A 15,198-nucleotide genomic window follows, 5' to 3' on the forward strand; every position below is an offset into this window, starting at 1 on the left:
TCATCCTTAACCCGCGTGAAATTTGATGGCAAATCCTTGTTTTTGCCAGTGTTCCAGTTGTTCTTGTTGGCGCAGAGTTAATGCCTTTCCTGTCCAGACAAAAACATGTTGGCCAGGGAATAATTCCGGACGAGGTGAATCTAGCGGATCGGCCAGCACATCAGGACGCCAGCCATGTTGTGACAGACGCCAGGCCTCGAGCCACAGGCGGGTGCGGTCATCGCTTTCCCAGCCAATCATTAAGGTGTCTTGACCTTCAGTATTGCGTGATTCAGCAAGGCGCTGGACAACATAGTCAATCAGCAACCCATCAAGCAGGCTTATCATTGCTCTGGAGGTATATTTATCGAGGCTAAGGCATTGACGAACCGGGATGAAAACATGGTCAATCAGGGTATCAACCGGGATTTCACGCCCCATGGACGCGATTTTTGCACGCAGTTTTGCCGGTTGGACAAAACGCAAAACGGTCATCACCTCTTCTTGCTGTAACCGCCAGGCATCATGGTCATGAGCCGTAGTCTGGTTTGCTTCAAGCAAAGCTTTCACCTTGCCTACGGACACGCCGCTCTTAATCAGGCGTTTAATCTCTTCGATACGCAGGATATCTTCGTCATCAAACTGCCGATGCCCGCCCTCGCTCCTCTGCGGTTTGAGGAGACCGTAGCGACGCTGCCACGCGCGCAGCGTGACGGGGTTGATTGCACATCGTTCGGCAACTTCACCGATACTGTATAAGGTCATTCATTCCCTCGTTGTGAACTTGACACTTCCCTGTCGAAACTAACGACTCCGTGCGGGTTGTACAACTTATTTTTTTCATTGTACAACCTGATTCAGAGATCTGCTTTCCTTTCAGGCCAGGCCACGGCGGATATTCCGTTCAGACAAGCGCTGGCAAATAAGTTCCCCTGGAACTGCGTAATTCCAGCGGATTCCAGCCACATCCACTCCTCGACCTTCTCCACTCCCACCGCTGAAATGGAGATTTCCAGCGAAGCACAGCACTTAATAATCGCCTGAATAATGGCCTGACGTGGGCCACTTTTATGAACATTCTTAATCAGTTCGCTGTTGATTTTAATTCTGTCTGGCTGAAATTGAGCCAGTAACAAAAGACCGCCAAAACCCGCCCCAAAATGGTCTATTGCGACGCTAATGCCCGCGCCTTTCAGTTGCCTGATGGCACCGGTGAATTCATCAATGCGCGAAATCACCTCGCTTTCAGTGAACTCTACCGTTACCTGTTCCGGGACCAGTCCATTTAGCTGAATCTCCCTTAGCAAAAAATCAACTGCGTCGGGAACCATCACCAGCGTCATGGGGAACAGGTTAACCGAAACAGAGTGCTCGCCAAGGTTGAGCGCCCTCGCCATCGCAAAGGCCACTTTTTTGCTATTCAGGTCGGCTTCGTAAAGCGCGTTACCGCTAAGCCCGGCAAAATAGCTGGCCGGAGAATCGCCGCCGGGAGTGCGTAACAAAGCTTCAGTAGACAAAATTTTCTGGGCAAATGGGTCGACCATTGGCTGGAATGCAAAGCTACAATCTGCGGCGTTTTCAGGAACCACTGCCCCTGTATGAACGCTCGTGTGGCTGAGTTTTTTGGCGCCCGTAACAAAGACCCAGGAGTCCGCTGGCGGAATTTCAAAATAGTTTTCTTTTTCAGTCGACTCAACGAAGGTACGCAAAAACTTAAGCGCCCGATCGTTATAAATAAGCTGATACTTGGTTGTCCCTTTATCGAGCACCGCTTGCAGGACTTCATGCCCTTCATATTCTCTTAAATCAAAGAGTTCCATACCGGCTTTGCCAAACCGTCGCGCCGGAGCGTAGTCACACAGCAGCTCCACGATGTTGTGGTGACGCGCGTCCTGACAAATATGCTGGTAGACGTTTAAAACACTCGCTTCCGGGCCTTCAATCAGCTGAAAGAAGTGTGTGCCGTTAAACAGCAGTATGCCTGTCACATCGGCCTGTGCATTTTTAACATTGGCGACGGCAACCATATCCATGACCGAGGTAAAGGGTACGTTCTTACAGATATGACTGCGGTAAATGATGGTTGTGAGCATTCAGTGTCCAATTAGAGGCGATTTAAGTGTTTACAGTAGCAGATGAATAACCAAATCCCACATTAAAAATACATTAATATTAATAACTTATTAACAAAAAATGAACATACGTACAGCCATGCAAACAGATTTCTCGTCGTGACTATGTGCAAAAAACACTATATCTGTACATGATTTTTTTAACTCCATAAAAAATTAGCAGTCTAAGCAACTGAAATTAAACATATAGCATTTAATGTATAAGAATTTAAGACAATTCTTTACGTTTTTCTATGTACAGCTTTTTAATATTTGTATAACTTTATTTGTACATTAACTGATGACTGCATGTTTACAGGAGTGACTAATGCAACAGAACAACTACGTTCCCGATGCGGCTAACGCCATCACACGCTATTTCTCAAAGGCATCTTTGCCTTCCCAACAAGAAACTCTAGGGCAAATAGTGGTTGAAATCCTGAGTGACGGGCGCAGTTTGAATCGCAAATCAATCTGTACAAAATTGTTGCGTCGAGTTGAACACGCGTCCGGTCCGGAAGAAGAGAGCCACTATCACACTTTAATTGGCCTGCTTTTTGATCGTTAGGTTCAAACGGTAAACAAGCACAAATTACGGGTTTATAAGTAAACATTTTCGGGAGTATTATTTCAGGCTATATCGGAAAGCCTGGCAACCTTCAGCTCACCTCCTGCATGAGAAAGCTGATTTCATGCCACGTTTCGGAAACGAACCACGCTGGCAAGCAGAGACGCAGTTATGAACAGAAGTAAAAGAGAGAAATTAATCGATCAGCTGATCGGAGAAGCAGTTTTATCAATCCTTTACGATAACGGAGCCATAAGCACCCGATCGTTGGTGGAAAGGCTGCAAATAATGGAAGCGACAGAAAGAGATGATCACCGACGTGATGTGATAGCCGATGTGATTGCAGATATTAGCAACCACCGCCTGGGCCTCTCGCGACGTGCTTTGATTCCTGCGCAAAACGATGGGGACAGGGACGGCCAGATTGAGAAAAGTAACAATGTATATTCGTTGTTTGACGAAAGTCCGGTACCTGGTAGCAGTAAAAAACACTGACTGCCTCTATTAACTCATAACTTAATAATGGTGAAGTAAATGACCCAGATAACGCTTCATAAATCAGAAATTTATGCCACTCTGCCAAACACTGCACTGACTGCATATTTCCGTAATGCTGGCGACATGCTGGCTGATGAGGCTGTATTACTCGGAGCGGTAATACGCAGTATTCTTGCTACTGATGGACATCTTACTAATAAAGCCATTATTCAACGGTTAATTGAGGCCATTGAATCCACGGACGATGTCGTGACCATTGATATCGTACGTAAGACCCTGGAAATCGTTGTTGACCATACTACGGACGATATTTAACAGGGGATTATAATTTCGCATTATTTTTTCTCACAGCCTCGTTTTCTTTCAGCCAATTTTTTATTTTCTCAGGCTATGAATTAACGCTTCGCTTAAACAGTGAAGTGTTGATTCATAGCTATATAATTATTTAAAAGCGACACTCAGCATCCCCCCCTTTTTTTTCAGATATTTTAACAGCGTAACTGGAAATATTTAAACACCTCACTTCATTCGCAGACTATTCTTAAGACTTACGGTGTGGTTATTTCAATGGTGGTTTATTACTGGCCATTATTGGTACCGCCATTGGTGACAGCACTATCGATCCCCTTAAAGAACAAGACCCTCTGGAAGGTATTGCAACCGGTGCCGCAATCTGGACTGGCCTGAGCATGCTTATCGCGATTGCTGCCGGGGGGTACGAAAGCGGTCATAGATCCAGTAAGGTAATTGAGTTGGGGTTTAATCCAAACCGCCTAAGGGCGGTTTGTTTCTTTTAGGTTAGTGGCGCCAAAAACTACTTTTTTACATTACAGTCCGCGCATCCATGTATCTTTACCCTGAAATTGCCCGGTCATTTTAGTCCACACGTCCTGCTAAATTTTCGCCTGATTGACCCGTTGCGAAAGTGCCTCATGGCTTTCCTTTCTTTCACTATATCGGTCTGCGAGATAATCGGCATTTCCCTTGAGTATTAACGTAATTTTAAACAGCTCTTCAGCCACATCAACAATTCTGTCGTACTAGGCGGAAGGTTTCATTCGACCATCATCATTAAACTCCTGCCACGCCTTGGGGACTGAAGACTGATTGGGAATAGTGAACATCCGCATCCAGCGTCCCAGAATTCGCATCTGATTTACGGTGTTGAATGATTGCGAACCCCCACAGACCTGCATCACGGCCAGCGTTTTTCCCTGGGACGGGCGAACAGCGCCTTCACTTAAGGGTATCCAGTCAATCTGAGCCTTCATCACGGAACTCATCGCGCCATGTCTTTCCGGTGAACTCCAGACCATTCCGTCACACCACCTCACCAGCTCCCGCAATTCGAGAACTTTGGGGTGAGTAACCGGTGCGTCATCGGGTAACGGTAGGCCAGATGGGTCAAATATTTTCACCTCGGCCCCCATTTTTGTCAGTAACCGCCCTGCTTCCTCGGCGGCAAACCGACTGTATGAACGCTCTCGCACTGACCCATACAGGATCAGAATTCGCGGGGCCGCCCGGTCGCAGGCATCAAGTTTGCTGCTTATTGCATCATCAAAGTGCGCCTGTTCGAGGGCTGGTAAATGTGTCATGAATATTATCCTTTTCAATAGCTGTGCTTTAAAACTTATCACATATGAATTATCATATGTATAGTCATTTTACATCGAGGTTAAAAATGCTACTGCCTGTTCAGCTTTTTAAACTACTTGCTGATGAAACTCGTTCATCCATTGTGATGTTGCTCAGGGAATCCGGTGAGCTGTGCGTTTGTGATATCTGCGGCGCAACGAAAGAGTCACAGCCTAAAATTTCCCGCCATATGGCTCTGTTGCGGGAAGCGGAGCTGGTTATTGATCGACGTGAAGGAAAGTGGGTGCATTATCGCCTGTCGCCACATATGCCTGCCTGGGCTGCAGCCATCATTGATGCGGCCTGGAATTGTGAACGTGACGTTGTTCGTAGCAAACTGAGCCACGCGTCAGCAACATCATGTTAAAAACAAGAATTCACATACACAAAAACAAATATGAAGGGAGTTTCTGATGCTATTGGCTGGGGCTATTTTCTTACTCACTCTCGTTCTCGTCATCTGGCAACCCAGAGGATTGGGTATTGGCTGGAGTGCGGCGCTGGGTGCAGGTCTGGCGTTACTCACAGGCGTCGTTCACCTGAGTGATATTCCGGTAGTCTGGCAGATAGTCTGGAATGCCACCGCCACTTTTATCGCCGTGATTATCATCAGTTTACTGCTCGATGAATCTGGCTTTTTTGAATGGGCTGCGCTGCATGTTGCCCGTTGGGGAAATGGACGGGGTCGGCTGCTGTTTACCTGGATAATCCTGTTAGGCGCGATGGTTGCGGCCCTCTTCGCCAATGACGGTGCCGCACTGATTCTGACGCCGATAGTCATTGCGATGCTTCTGGCACTGGGTTTCAGCCAGGGAGCCACCTTAGCGTTTGTGATGGCCGCGGGGTTTATCGCCGATACCGCCAGCCTGCCGCTTATCATCTCGAACCTGGTCAATATCGTCTCTGCGGATTTCTTTAAGCTCGGGTTCACTGAATACGCCGCCGTGATGGTGCCTGTTAACCTCGCCGCGATTGCCACCACGCTGGTGATGCTGCACCTGTTTTTCCGCAAAGATATTCCCGCCACTTACGATGTTTCGCTGTTAAAGGAACCAAAAGACGCGATCCGGGATGTGAATACCTTCAAAACCGGTTGGCTGGTTCTGATTCTGCTGCTGGTCGGTTTTTTCGCTCTGGAGCCACTCGGTGTCCCCGTCAGCCTGGTCGCGGCTGTTGGCGCGCTAATTTTGCTGGGTGTTGCCCGCAAAGGTCATGCCATTAATACGGGCAAAGTCTTGCGTGGCGCACCGTGGCAAATCGTCATCTTCTCGCTCGGTATGTATCTGGTGGTCTACGGGTTACGAAACGCCGGACTGACTCACTTTCTCTCTGCTGTGCTCAATCAACTGGCAGAACAAGGGCTGTGGATAGCGACACTGGGGACCGGGTTCCTGACGGCATTCCTTTCGTCGGTGATGAACAATATGCCGACCGTTCTGGTTGGAGCGCTGTCGATTGATGGCAGCACGGCGACAGGCGTTATCAAAGAAGCGATGATTTATGCCAACGTTATTGGCAGCGATCTCGGGCCGAAAATCACCCCGATTGGCAGTCTGGCAACGCTGCTTTGGCTACACGTTCTGTCGCAGAAAAATATCAAAATCACCTGGGGATATTACTTCCGCGTGGGGATTGTCATGACTCTTCCGGTCCTTTTCGTCACGCTGGTCGCCCTGGCACTGCGCCTGACTTTCACCCTCTAATGAGAATCTAAAATGAGCAATATCACTATCTATCACAACCCGGCCTGTGGAACCTCGCGCAACGTGCTGGAGTTCATTCGCAATACGGGCGCTGAACCTAACGTTATTTTGTATCTGGAAACACCTCCTTCGCGCGAGGAACTGGTCAAATTGATCGCGGATATGGGCATTACAGTGCAGGTGCTGCTACGCAAAAATGTAGAACCTTATGAGCAATTAAAACTGGCGGAAGGATCATTCACCGACGATCAGATCATTGACTTCATGTTGCAGCATCCGATTCTGATTAACCGCCCGATTGTTGTCACTCCCATAGCAACCCGGTTATGTCGCCCTTCTGAAACGGTCCTGGACATTTTGCCCAATTAGCAAAAAAGATCGCCTCTTCAGGCGATCTTTTTTATTTCTGGGGAATACAGAGACATCTTCCGCACTAAGATGATCTCGTCGCATTAATGTCAATTGTTGTGCGCTTCGTAACGCCAGAAAATCTGTAAAAGTAGACAATTGTCGACTTTTCATCTTAAAGTCCTGCACTTCGCACCAGACAACACTAGTATCCGGTGACCCAATATTGTTGATGAAATGTTAAAGAGCGGCCTGCCAGATAGCCGTCGCCATTTCGGTCTTCACAAGTACGTATTACAGACCTTTTCTGGAGATTTTATGCATTCCTCTGCAAACCAAAACGAGAGCCGAACGTTTTTCGGCCATCCTTATCCGCTAGGCTCATTATTCTTCACAGAAATGTGGGAACGCTTTTCGTTTTACGGCATCCGCCCGTTACTGATTTTGTTTATGGCGGCAACGGTTTATGACGGAGGCATGGGGCTGGCACGCGAAAACGCCTCGGCCATCGTCGGCATCTTTGCCGGTTGCATGTACCTCGCCGCATTGCCGGGTGGGTGGCTTGCGGATAACTGGCTTGGGCAGCAAAGAGCCGTCTGGTATGGCTCGATTCTCATCGCCATCGGACATTTGTCGATAGCCTTGTCTGCATTTATGGGCAACAACCTGTTCTTCATCGGCCTGATGTTTATCGTGCTGGGTTCTGGCCTGTTTAAGACCTGTATCTCAGTGATGGTGGGCACGCTGTATAAAAAAGGCGATGCGCGTCGTGACGGTGGTTTTTCACTGTTTTACATGGGTATTAACATGGGTTCGTTTATCGCCCCGCTGATTTCCGGCTGGCTGATAAAAACGCACGGCTGGCATTGGGGCTTTGGTATTGGCGGTATCGGTATGTTGGTGGCGCTGATTATTTTCCGCCTGTATGCCGTTCCGGCGATGAAACGTTACGACAGCGAAGTGGGTCTGGACTCAACCTGGAACAATCCGGTGGCGAAGAAAAACGGTGTCGGAGCCTGGTTGCTGGTGCTGGCGGTAGGTGTGGCGATTCTCGTTACGCTGATTGCACAGGGTGTTATCGTGATTAACCCTGTCGCGGTTGCCAGCATGCTGGTGTACGTGATTGCCGCTTCGGTTGCGCTCTACTTTATCTATCTTTTCGTCTTTGCAGGCCTGAACAGAAAAGAGCGTGCCCGACTGCTGGTTTGCTTTATTTTGCTGGTTTCCGCTGCCTTCTTCTGGTCAGCGTTTGAGCAAAAACCGACTTCGTTTAACCTCTTCGCAAATGACTATACCAACCGCATGATTGGCGACTTTGAAATACCCGCCGTGTGGTTCCAGTCAATCAACGCGTTGTTTATCATTATACTGGCACCGGTGTTTAGCTGGGCATGGCCCGCGCTGGCACGCAACAACGTGCGCCCGGGTAGCATCACCAAATTTGTTATCGGTATTCTGTGCGCGGCAGCAGGCTTCGGCATCATGATGTTGGCCGCGCAAGACGTGCTCAATAACGGCGGCGCAGGTGTATCACCTTTGTGGCTGGTGGGAAGCATTTTAATGCTGACACTGGGCGAGTTGTGCCTCAGCCCGATTGGCCTGGCAACCATGACGCTGCTGGCACCGGAAAGAATGCGTGGCCAGATGATGGGGCTTTGGTTCTGCGCCAGTGCGCTGGGCAACCTGGCTGCGGGTCTGATTGGCGGGCACGTTAAAGCCGACCAGTTGGATATGCTGCCGAACCTGTTCGCACGTTGTTCCATTGCGCTTCTGATTTGCGCCGCGGTGCTGTTCATTTTGATTATTCCGGTGCGCAGAATGCTGGCAAACGCTCAGGTTAAAGCAGAGCAGAAACCCGCCACCAGTGCCTGATTAAACTCCCAGGCTGGGTGATTAAGTTTGCCCATACGCAGAGGCCGGTCTTTCGACCGGCCTCTGCGTTTATCTTTAACCCTGCTGCTCTCAATGACGGGAGTGTGGTGGATAGCGATAAATTTAACGTTTCCTGTCGGGAATACACACCAACAGCAAGCCAATAAAAATCACCCCCACTCCGGCCAATTTCCCGACGCTAAAACCTTCATGCAGCCACGGCAGCCAGATAGCGGCAGCCCACACAATAACGTAGCTTAAACTCAGTAACGGATAGGCTTTACTCAGCGCAATTTTGCGCAGCGCCAAAAACCAGCATCCCATCGAACAGGCGTAAGCGCACAATCCTGTTAACAACGCCACGGCACCCGGGGTGAGCGACAAAACGGCTGTGACTAGCTCATGCGGCTGGTTAACCAAAGGCAGTTCCACCATCGCCCATTTCATGATCAGCTGCGCACAACTGACTAACAGCACGCTCACCAATGCCCAGAAGTAGCCCATCAGGCGGCACCCCCGAGAATAGAAATACCCGCAATAATCAGCACCACACCGAGCCAGTGGCGCAGTGAAACAGGCTCATGCCAGATGAAACGTGCAGCAAAGGTAATAAAGATAAAATTCAGGCTTAACATCGGGTAAGCCACGCTGACAGGAATGCGTTGTAACACTAACAACCACAGCAACATCGCGCAGCCGAGCAGTAAAACGCTCAATGCCAGCCAGCAGAGCAAGTGACGACGACCAGGCCGCCAGGTGGCCTGCTTCTGGCAAAGCTGGCCGCCACAACTCAATAAACTGGCCAATACGATTAGCAGATAACTCATGAGACTGATGACAAACCTTTTTCGTAGGTCGGATAAGCGTTAGCGCCCTCCGACACAACCGGTGGAAATGGTGGATGACGCTTGCGCTTATCCACCCTACAAAAACTGGCCAATACGATTAGCAGATAACTCATGGCGTTTTTTCGTAGAAGAAGAGCACAAAGCGCCCTTTGCGATAAAGGTTATCCGGCGTGGGGACATCATGGTCTTCAGGCAATGTGTCTTTGGACATCAGCATCAGCAGCGACACATTGCCTTCTTTGCGGTGAACCGCGAGCCAGTGCGCAAAATCTTCACGCGAGACAAAGTTATCTTTCGCATCAGCGAAATTCTTCAGGCCGTAATCCAGCTCGCCGGGTTTGGCATAAAGCGTAATATCATCGCGCTTTAACTCCCAGGCAACACCCGCGCCAACGCCTACACTGTCGGCAAGAATATAGCGGCTGCTCTCCAGTTGCGGGCGTACCACATTGATAAATGCCTGCGGGTGCTTGGAGTCGATAACCTTAGCGGGAATAACACCGCCGACTAACAACGCAATACCCAGCGGGCAAATTGCCGCCCACTGCCAGAGCCGGGCGTTATCGCGCGTGGTGATGAACCCCACCAGCGCCCACACCGCAAACGCCACTGTAGCCTGAACCACTTTCAACACTTCCTGGCTGGCATACACGGGATGTTTTGCCACACCCCACGGAGCCAACACCACCAGTACAACGAGGCTACATAGGGTGCCAAAAATGACGTTAATCCAACCGTTAATTTTCAGCGTGTGTGATGTCGCCAGTAATTGCGTGGCATGACGGGCCAAAAGAATCGCCAGCGGGGCAAAACACGGCAGAATGTAGGTCGGTAATTTGCCTTTTGCGATACTGAAAAACAGTAAAGGCATCACGACCCAGCCCAGCAAATAGAGCGAGCCGCTTTCAAATTTGCGCGCCTGCCAACTGCGTTTTAAAGCGCCCGGTAATAACGCCACCCACGGCAAACATCCGGCAATCAGGAAGGGAATGTAATACCAGAATGAGGCTTTATGCTGGGCATCTTTTTCAGCAAAACGCTGAATATGCTCCACCCAAAAGAAGTAGTGCCAGAAAGTCGGCTCCGCTTTAGCGATAGCCAGCGCCCACGGCAACGTTATCAGCGTGGCGCTGATGATGGCCAGCGGCCCAAACAACAACACTTCTTTCCAGCGTTTTTGCGCAATTACCCACGGCAACACACCCAGCACCGGCACCGCCAGCGCCAGAAAACCTTTGGTCATGACGCCCATGCCGCAAGCAACACCCAGCAGCAGGTAACCGCCCAACTTGCCCGCCGTGGTTTGTGCATTGGCCGCCAGCCAGAAGCTGCACATGGCCGCCACCAGCCACAGGGTGATCATCGGGTCGAGAACGGCGTAAGTCCCTACCCCGTAAACCAGCAGGCAGGTCAGGAAAATCACACCTGAGAGCACCGCGACACGTGTATCAAGCCACAAGCGAAACGCCAGCCAGGAGACCAACAACGCGCTGAGCGTTATCGAAAACACCGAACCAAACCGCACCGCAAAGTTGGTATGGCCGAAGAAAATCTGGCTGAGGTTATTGATCCAGTACCCGGCGACCGGTTTTTCGAAATAACGCACATCCAGAAAATGCGGGACTATCCAGTTACCCGCCGCCAGCATTTCGCGACTGATTTCCGCATAACGCGTTTCATCCGGTTGCCAGAGGGCGCGGAACTCGATGGGTAACAGGTAAAACAGAGCAAAAAACACCGCCAGGATAAATACAGGTTTTGCTGACTTCATCAGTTCATACCCAAAACAATTTGCTGGCACCCCAGCCATCCTTCTCGGCCGGGGATAACACCACGTACGATTTTACCCAACGGCAGTGAGGTTAAATCTTGCGGTAACAGCTCGCTCAATGGGCAAAATTCAATCCCTTCAAGCGCCGCCATGGTCAGCAATTCGTTAAAATCGTTTTGCATCACGATCCCTTCCACCTCAGCGTGGATGGTGTACACCGGCGTCCCGGCGTCTTGTTTGATGCGGTCAAGAATAAAACGGTTATACCCTTCGCGACTGATGCCTTTACCCATCACTTCATCCCAGGTGGGGAGCGTCACCGGAATTTGTACCGTCCCGGTGCTGCCATCGGGTAACAGCGGACGAAACGGCGTAGTGCCACGGCAATCGCTGTTATAGCTAAAACCGAAAGACTCTTTTGCCCGTACCACACGCTGATCGGCTCGCCAGCCCGCAACTGCTGAACAAGTCACCGGTTGTTCGATAATCTGGCTCAACGCCTCCCTCCCAAGACGAATTTGCTTCTCGAGATGGTTGTTGTCCCAGACTCCCGCCCAGGTTTGCCAGGCGAAGTGATCCCACGCGTGCAGGCCGACTTCATGATGATCCGCCGCAGCGGAAATGATCTCCGCATTGCCTTCGCCGATTTTCCGGCCCGGCCATGCGGTTCCTGCCAATAAAATATCCCAACCGTAGAGCGATGCCGCTTTGGAACGCAGCATCTTCCACAGGAATTGCGGTTTCACCAGTCGCCACAAATGGCGGCCCATGTTATCCGGCCCAACACTGAAGAAAAATGTGGCCTGAATACCGTGCAAACTTAAGATTTCGAGAAGATGAGGAACCCCTTGTTGGGTGCCCCGCCATGTATCTACATCAATGCGCAGGCCAACTTTTCTCATGCCTGAGGTTCCGTCAGTTCAACTGTTTTAAGGAAGAAATCCAGGGTCTCGTCAACGGTTTTTTCCATCTCGACCGTTGGCGTCCAGTTCAGTAAGCGATGCGCATTACGAATGCTCGGCTTGCGGTGCTCCACGTCCTGATAACCTTTACCATAATAGGTGCTGCTTTCCACTTCGCGGAAACCGGCAAACGGCGGGAAATGGTTACGCAGCGGATGTTTTTCAAAACTCACCAGCAGCATTTCAGCCAATTCTTTAATACTCGCTTCGTTATCGGGGTTGCCGATATTAATAATTTGCCCGTCGCAGTTATTGTCTTTGTTCTCGATAATGCGGAACAGCGCTTCGATACCGTCGCTAATATCGGTGAAACAACGTTTTTGACGCCCGCCATCAATCAGCTTAATCGGCGAGCCTTCCACCAGGTTAAGGATCAATTGAGTAATCGCGCGCGAGCTGCCGATACGGGCGGCATTCAGGTTATCCAGGCGCGGCCCCATCCAGTTAAACGGGCGGAACAGCGTGAAACGTAAACCTTCTTTCTCGCCATAAGCCCAGATCACGCGGTCGAGCAATTGCTTGGATACCGAGTAAATCCAGCGCTGTTTGTTAATCGGGCCAACAATCAGGTTCGAGTTATCTTCATCAAACATTTTGTCGCTGCACATGCCATACACTTCTGAAGTGGACGGGAAAATAATGCGCTTCTGGTATTTCACACAGTCACGAATAATTTTCAGGTTCTCTTCAAAATCCAGCTCAAATACGCGCAATGGGTTACGGGTGTATTCAATCGGCGTGGCAATCGCCACCAGCGGCAGAACCACATCACATTTTTTAATGTGATATTCAATCCACTCGGAATGAATACTGATGTCACCTTCCACAAAGTGGAAACGCTCATTGCCGAGGAAGCGGCTAATAGCATCAGAGCCAATATCCAGGCCATACACTTCAAAGTTATCGTCCTGCAACAGACGCTCGGTCAGGTGGTTGCCGATAAAACCGTTCACCCCAAGAATCAACACGCGCGTGCGGCGTTTAATCGCCGACACCGGCTTGCTGCAAAGCAATGCCCCGGCGACTAAACCGAGACTTTGAGCCAGTTGCGAGCCCTGCATGTAGACGCCGTTTTCAGTTTGCCCGGTCACGATTTCCAGCGCCCCGCCGCCGGTGGCAATCACCAGCGGGTTGATGGACAAAACCGTTCCTGCTTTCGCTGCCTGCAAACCTTCCAGCACGCGCGATTTCCACACGATAAACTTGCTGCCGCCCACATAGCCAAAAGCACCCGGCCATGGATCCGTCACCGCACGTACCAGGTTATTGATTTCGCGAGCGGTCGATTGCCAGTTAATGCAGCCGTCCTGTGGCGTGCGGCGGCCAAAAACCGTCGCTTTGCTGTGGTCTTGTTCAACCTGCGGGAAATGCCCGGTTTTGATAACCGGCAGCATATCGTCCAACAGGTCAGACGCCGCCTCCGTCAATTTATGGTGCAGCGTTAACGCCGTGTCCGTCGCGGCAATCGCCACGGGATGCTGCGCCACAATGGCACCCGCATCAGCGCGTTTGACCATACGATGCAGCGTGACGCCTGTTTCAGTTTCACCATTGACTAACGCCCAGTTCAACGGCGCGCGGCCACGGTACGCAGGTAACAATGAGCCGTGCAGGTTAAATGCGCCAACGGAGGCGCTATTTAAAATTTCATCGTTGAGCAAGTTGCGGTAATAGAAAGAGAAAATCACATCCGGCTGCGCCGACTTGATGCGATCCACCCACAGCGGGTGATTCACATCGTCAGGTGCGTAAACCGGAATACCGTGTTCCGCTGCCGTTCGCGCCACCGAGCCAAAGAAGTGATTTTCAGCAGGCGAGTCTGGATGGGTATAAATCGCCGTGATGTCATAACCGGCGGCAACCAGGGCATTAACACCGGCGCACCCCATATCGTGATAAGCAAATACGACAGCTTTCATTGCTGATTTTCCTCTGAAGTTGAAACTGAGCTGCGGCTAACGACGCGCTGAATAAAGTAACGGGGGCGTGCACGGACATCGGTATATATTCGGCCGATGTATTCCCCTAACAGGCCCATGCCGACAAACTGCGCACCGATAAACATAAACAGCACCGCAAACAGCATGAAGACCCCTTCCGCCGCCCATTGCGGCCCGAAGGCAAGACGTAACACCACCAGCAATACCGAAAGCGCAAAACCCAACACTGCAATAATGCTGCCGAACACGCTGAGCATGCGCAGCGGCGTGGTGGTCAGGCAGGTGACCAGGTCGTACATCAAATTAATCAGGCGCATAAAGCTGTATTTCGATTCACCAAATTCACGCTCGGCGTGATGCACAGGGATCTCAACCGCTTTACGCGCAAAGGTATTGGCGAGAATGGGAATAAAGGTGCTGCGTTCGTGGCAATGCAGCATGGCGTCGATAATGTGGCGGCGGTAAGCACGCAACATGCAGCCATAATCGCCCATCGCTTTACCGGTGGTACTCTGAATCAGGCGGTTAATCACACGCGATGCGCGCTTGCGAAACCAGGTATCCTGGCGGTTCTGGCGCACGGTACCGACCACGTCATACCCTTCATCGGCTTTGGCGACCAGGCGCGGGATCTCTTCCGGCGGGTTTTGCAGATCCGCATCAAGGGTGACAATCAAATCCCCGGTGACATGGCTAAAACCGGCCATAATGGCGTTGTGCTGGCCGTAATTTCGGTTGAGCAAAACCGCGACGATATGGCTGCCGGGTGCTTCGGCAGCATCGCTTAACATTTCTGCCGAGTTATCCGTGCTGCCGTCATCCACCAGCAGAATTTCGTAATCTTTACCCAGGGTTTCGCAGGCAGCCGTGGTTCGCCTGATCAGTTCAGGCAAACTTTCCTGTTCGTTATAAACCGGGATCACGACAGTAACTTTGTGGATTACTTCTGGTTTGGTCATA

14 protein-coding genes and 2 pseudogenes are annotated in these 15,198 nt (G+C 50.6%); 7 read left to right on the forward strand and 9 right to left on the reverse strand.

Going from position 1 to position 15,198, the window contains the following annotated elements:
• Positions 1-6 precede the first annotated feature (6 nt).
• Positions 7-744 (reverse strand): MerR family transcriptional regulator, encoded by a 738-nt coding sequence (locus GBAG_RS10640; RefSeq protein WP_034495809.1) that lies wholly within the window; start codon positions 742-744, stop codon positions 7-9.
• Positions 745-836: 92 nt separating this feature from the next.
• The gene (locus GBAG_RS10645) at positions 837-2,072 is read right to left on the reverse strand and encodes a diguanylate phosphodiesterase (protein ID WP_034495811.1); all 1,236 of its coding nucleotides are present in this window, start codon (positions 2,070-2,072) and stop codon (positions 837-839) included.
• A 346-nt stretch (positions 2,073-2,418) separates the two neighbouring features.
• On the opposite strand from GBAG_RS10645, the gene ycgZ reads away from it, so the two are divergent.
• From ycgZ to GBAG_RS10660, 3 genes are all read left to right on the forward strand, one after another.
• The gene (gene ycgZ / locus GBAG_RS10650; protein ID WP_034495812.1) at positions 2,419-2,658 is read left to right on the forward strand and encodes a regulatory protein YcgZ; all 240 of its coding nucleotides are present in this window, start codon (positions 2,419-2,421) and stop codon (positions 2,656-2,658) included.
• Positions 2,659-2,829: 171 nt separating this feature from the next.
• Positions 2,830-3,153: a hypothetical protein gene (locus GBAG_RS10655; protein ID WP_034495813.1), complete on the forward strand. Its 324-nt coding sequence runs from the start codon at positions 2,830-2,832 to the stop codon at positions 3,151-3,153.
• A gap of 39 nt (positions 3,154-3,192) precedes the next feature.
• Complete coding sequence (locus GBAG_RS10660; RefSeq protein WP_034495815.1) at positions 3,193-3,471, forward strand: biofilm development regulator YmgB/AriR family protein; 279 nt, start codon at positions 3,193-3,195, stop codon at positions 3,469-3,471.
• A 578-nt stretch (positions 3,472-4,049) separates the two neighbouring features.
• Here GBAG_RS10660 and arsH read toward each other — a convergent pair.
• Positions 4,050-4,754: pseudogene (gene arsH / locus GBAG_RS10665) on the reverse strand (arsenical resistance protein ArsH).
• An 86-nt stretch (positions 4,755-4,840) separates the two neighbouring features.
• Here arsH and GBAG_RS10670 point away from each other — a divergent pair.
• From GBAG_RS10670 to GBAG_RS10685, 4 genes and pseudogenes are all read left to right on the forward strand, one after another.
• Positions 4,841-5,161, forward strand: coding sequence for a metalloregulator ArsR/SmtB family transcription factor (locus GBAG_RS10670; RefSeq protein WP_034495816.1), 321 nt, complete (start codon positions 4,841-4,843; stop codon positions 5,159-5,161).
• A 46-nt stretch (positions 5,162-5,207) separates the two neighbouring features.
• Positions 5,208-6,497, forward strand: coding sequence for an arsenic transporter (locus GBAG_RS10675; RefSeq protein WP_034495817.1), 1,290 nt, complete (start codon positions 5,208-5,210; stop codon positions 6,495-6,497).
• A gap of 12 nt (positions 6,498-6,509) precedes the next feature.
• Positions 6,510-6,863: pseudogene (arsC, locus tag GBAG_RS10680) on the forward strand (arsenate reductase (glutaredoxin)); the annotation flags it as partial.
• 300 nt (positions 6,864-7,163) lie between these two features.
• Entirely contained in the window at positions 7,164-8,717 is a 1,554-nt protein-coding gene (locus tag GBAG_RS10685; protein ID WP_034495819.1) for a peptide MFS transporter, read from the forward strand.
• Positions 8,718-8,840: 123 nt separating this feature from the next.
• Here the strand turns inward: GBAG_RS10685 and arnF are convergent, their stop codons facing one another.
• The 6 genes from arnF to arnC all read right to left on the reverse strand — a co-directional run bounded on the left by arnF (position 8,841) and on the right by arnC (position 15,197).
• Positions 8,841-9,224: a 4-amino-4-deoxy-L-arabinose-phosphoundecaprenol flippase subunit ArnF gene (gene arnF / locus GBAG_RS10690; RefSeq protein WP_081908402.1), complete on the reverse strand. Its 384-nt coding sequence runs from the start codon at positions 9,222-9,224 to the stop codon at positions 8,841-8,843.
• A complete protein-coding gene (gene arnE / locus GBAG_RS10695) occupies positions 9,221-9,544 on the reverse strand; it encodes a 4-amino-4-deoxy-L-arabinose-phosphoundecaprenol flippase subunit ArnE (protein ID WP_034495821.1) in 324 nt (107 codons plus the stop codon). Before arnE ends, arnF begins: the two co-directional genes overlap by 4 nt.
• 130 nt (positions 9,545-9,674) lie before the next feature.
• Positions 9,675-11,336: a lipid IV(A) 4-amino-4-deoxy-L-arabinosyltransferase gene (arnT, locus tag GBAG_RS10700; RefSeq protein WP_034495823.1), complete on the reverse strand. Its 1,662-nt coding sequence runs from the start codon at positions 11,334-11,336 to the stop codon at positions 9,675-9,677.
• The gene (gene arnD / locus GBAG_RS10705; protein ID WP_034495826.1) at positions 11,336-12,238 is read right to left on the reverse strand and encodes a 4-deoxy-4-formamido-L-arabinose-phosphoundecaprenol deformylase; all 903 of its coding nucleotides are present in this window, start codon (positions 12,236-12,238) and stop codon (positions 11,336-11,338) included. The genes arnT and arnD overlap by 1 nt, the downstream gene beginning before the upstream one ends.
• Positions 12,235-14,217, reverse strand: a complete 1,983-nt coding sequence (gene arnA, locus GBAG_RS10710) for a bifunctional UDP-4-amino-4-deoxy-L-arabinose formyltransferase/UDP-glucuronic acid oxidase ArnA (protein ID WP_034495827.1) — start codon at positions 14,215-14,217, stop codon at positions 12,235-12,237. Before arnA ends, arnD begins: the two co-directional genes overlap by 4 nt.
• Positions 14,214-15,197, reverse strand: a complete 984-nt coding sequence (gene arnC, locus GBAG_RS10715; protein ID WP_034495829.1) for an undecaprenyl-phosphate 4-deoxy-4-formamido-L-arabinose transferase — start codon at positions 15,195-15,197, stop codon at positions 14,214-14,216. Before arnC ends, arnA begins: the two co-directional genes overlap by 4 nt.
• Position 15,198: the final 1 nt, after the last annotated feature.

This window comes from Buttiauxella agrestis ATCC 33320 (genome assembly GCF_000735355.1).
Classification (GTDB): Bacteria; Pseudomonadota; Gammaproteobacteria; order Enterobacterales; family Enterobacteriaceae; genus Buttiauxella; species Buttiauxella agrestis.

Excerpts from the sequence above, each read along its gene's own strand:
- GBAG_RS10640 (WP_034495809.1), bottom strand. The coding sequence starts at position 744 with ATGACCTTATACAGTATCGGTGAAGTTGCCGAACGATGTGCAATCAAC.
- GBAG_RS10645 (WP_034495811.1), bottom strand. The coding sequence starts at position 2,072 with ATGCTCACAACCATCATTTACCGCAGTCATATCTGTAAGAACGTACCC.
- ycgZ (WP_034495812.1), top strand. The coding sequence starts at position 2,419 with ATGCAACAGAACAACTACGTTCCCGATGCGGCTAACGCCATCACACGC.
- GBAG_RS10655 (WP_034495813.1), top strand. The coding sequence starts at position 2,830 with ATGAACAGAAGTAAAAGAGAGAAATTAATCGATCAGCTGATCGGAGAA.
- GBAG_RS10660 (WP_034495815.1), top strand. The coding sequence starts at position 3,193 with ATGACCCAGATAACGCTTCATAAATCAGAAATTTATGCCACTCTGCCA.
- GBAG_RS10670 (WP_034495816.1), top strand. The coding sequence starts at position 4,841 with ATGCTACTGCCTGTTCAGCTTTTTAAACTACTTGCTGATGAAACTCGT.
- GBAG_RS10675 (WP_034495817.1), top strand. The coding sequence starts at position 5,208 with ATGCTATTGGCTGGGGCTATTTTCTTACTCACTCTCGTTCTCGTCATC.
- GBAG_RS10685 (WP_034495819.1), top strand. The coding sequence starts at position 7,164 with ATGCATTCCTCTGCAAACCAAAACGAGAGCCGAACGTTTTTCGGCCAT.
- arnE (WP_034495821.1), bottom strand. The coding sequence starts at position 9,544 with ATGAGTTATCTGCTAATCGTATTGGCCAGTTTATTGAGTTGTGGCGGC.
- arnT (WP_034495823.1), bottom strand. The coding sequence starts at position 11,336 with ATGAAGTCAGCAAAACCTGTATTTATCCTGGCGGTGTTTTTTGCTCTG.
- arnD (WP_034495826.1), bottom strand. The coding sequence starts at position 12,238 with ATGAGAAAAGTTGGCCTGCGCATTGATGTAGATACATGGCGGGGCACC.
- arnA (WP_034495827.1), bottom strand. The coding sequence starts at position 14,217 with ATGAAAGCTGTCGTATTTGCTTATCACGATATGGGGTGCGCCGGTGTT.
- arnC (WP_034495829.1), bottom strand. The coding sequence starts at position 15,197 with ATGACCAAACCAGAAGTAATCCACAAAGTTACTGTCGTGATCCCGGTT.